Here is a 1965-nt window from a genome sequence, read left to right as displayed (position 1 = left end):
GAACGGTACGTACGGTGGTGTGAGAGGTCGGAGGCTAGGCGCCTCCTCCTACTCGATTTATGGAACTAAAGGGGCAGATTAGTTCATCAAGAAATAAAAGTATAAATAGTTTTCTATTGAATAAGCTATTCCTAATGTTGATATATGGGAGGCATTAAGATGAACAAACGAACTTTTATAATAGGAACAGCCATCTTAGCTGTAATAACTACATTTATGTTTTCTTTTACGATGATCAATGATGACGCATCAGCGAAGGAAATCGAAAAAACATGGAAACATATTGGGAAATCTGCTTCAGATAATGACATTACACTGACAATTCGTGACGCAGTTAAGGACGAAAATGGCATTCATCTTAAATACGTCATCATGTCTAAAAAAAATATTCATTCTCGCGAAATTCCAGAAACAATTTTTGAGGGAACAAATATTTTAATCAATGGTGAAAAGATGAATGCTGGTACTTCTTATGAAACAAAACAAGTTGGAAAGGGTGAAGTTATAGGGTTTATCCATATTACACCTGAAAACGAGCTCCCCGATCATTATGATGTAAAATTCAATGCGGATTCCGTATTAAAACAACCTGGGCAATGGCCAATAAATTTTTCCTTGTAAATAAGTCAGCAAAAAAGCTGGGTTTTTATATGGATAGTTTTTACAATAATTCTTAATGCCTAAATGAACTAACGGGTGCGTTATCTTAAGATCAGAGCTGTCTTTAAGGCAGCTCTTTCTTATGGAACTAAAGGGGCAGGTTAGTTTAATAAGAAACATCAAATTGGTAAAACTACCTATGTAAAAACCAAACAGGAAGAGGTAGTAAATTGAAATTACTTTTTATACGTTTATTTGTTGTATTTATTCTAATTCAGAACGTTCCACTAATAGTTCAAGCTAAAGAAATCAAATATAATCACGAAAGTATAACTATCTCTGGAATCAAGAAGAAAGTTGATTTTAAAGTAGTTGTTCCTCAAAATATTCCAAATGATTGGACGTTAGAAATAAAAACATACCCTTGGGATGAAAAAGACAAAATAACTAATTTTAGTTTGCACTATATGGATAGCGACGATAAATATTTGCTAATTAGTATTGATCAAAGGAAGGGACCTTTTAAGAAAGAAATGCACATAAACGAAGAGCAGGTAGATATAAACGGTCATAAGGGCTTTTTTGTAGAATGGGGTAATAGTGGTGAGTTAGATAAAAAGAGAGAACTTGTTACTGGTGGTTTACTTCGTTGGGTACAAGAAGGAACTTATGTAGAAATGCATAGCTCACGGATATCAAGGAATAAAATGTTGGAAGTTGCAAGGTCAATGAAATAATTTATAGAACTAACGGGTGCGTTAGCGTTACAAGAAGGATGCCAAATGGCGGCCTTAGGACGAGAAAAGTGAGAATAGCTGATTAAATTGTTCTTATATCAGGTGAATAAAGAATATAATTAGACTTCAGATAGGGGTGAAAATAAAAATGAAACCAGATGAAACAGAAGAGTTTATTTTACTAAATCAGATTGTTATTACGGAAGAGTTTTTAAGTTCGCATCCTAGTGTTGAAAAAACACAACAAGTCTTAAATCATGTTAAACGGACAGGCTGCTTAGATGAACCCATTACGATAAATAGGGATACTAAGATTCTTATAGACGGTTATAGACGCTATATCGCAGCCAAAAAGGTGGGGATGGAACTAGTCCCTATTATTTATGAGAAATAAGCTTTTACATAATAAACATAGAAAAAATGAAGAAAACCCCTGAAATCAAAAGTTTTTGGGGGTTTCTCCTATAAGTTCGTTGTAAACCAGAACAATCCAGCACACTGGTGGCGTTAGCTTAAGATCAGAGCGTTCTTTAAGGTAGTTTTTTCTTTATGGAACTAAAGGGGCAGGTTTGTTCAACAAGAAGTCCACTGTAAAATATAATGAGACGTATTAATGAAAATAAAATAA

General features: G+C 34.0%; 3 protein-coding genes. All 3 read left to right on the top strand.

What is annotated here, in order from left to right; all coding sequences use genetic code 11:
• Positions 1-159 precede the first annotated feature (159 nt).
• The 3 genes from ASU00_RS24050 (at position 160) to ASU00_RS24040 (ending at position 1731) form a co-directional block, all read left to right on the top strand.
• A complete protein-coding gene (locus ASU00_RS24050) occupies positions 160-621 on the top strand; it encodes a DUF4179 domain-containing protein (protein WP_057915954.1) in 462 nt (153 codons plus the stop codon).
• A gap of 209 nt (positions 622-830) precedes the next feature.
• Positions 831-1337: a DUF4367 domain-containing protein gene (locus ASU00_RS24045; RefSeq protein ID WP_057915953.1), complete on the top strand. Its 507-nt coding sequence runs from the start codon at positions 831-833 to the stop codon at positions 1335-1337.
• Positions 1338-1485: 148 nt separating this feature from the next.
• Positions 1486-1731 carry a ParB N-terminal domain-containing protein gene (locus ASU00_RS24040; protein WP_057915952.1) on the top strand — a complete coding sequence of 82 codons (246 nt, stop codon included), beginning with the start codon at positions 1486-1488 and terminating at the stop codon, positions 1729-1731.
• The last annotated feature ends 234 nt before the right edge of the window (positions 1732-1965 follow it).

The organism is Peribacillus muralis, from assembly GCF_001439925.1.
Classification (GTDB): domain Bacteria; phylum Bacillota; class Bacilli; order Bacillales; family DSM-1321; genus Peribacillus; species Peribacillus muralis.
The sequence above is the reverse complement of the archived record's forward strand: the minus strand, read 5'-3'. Positions and strand labels throughout refer to the sequence as shown.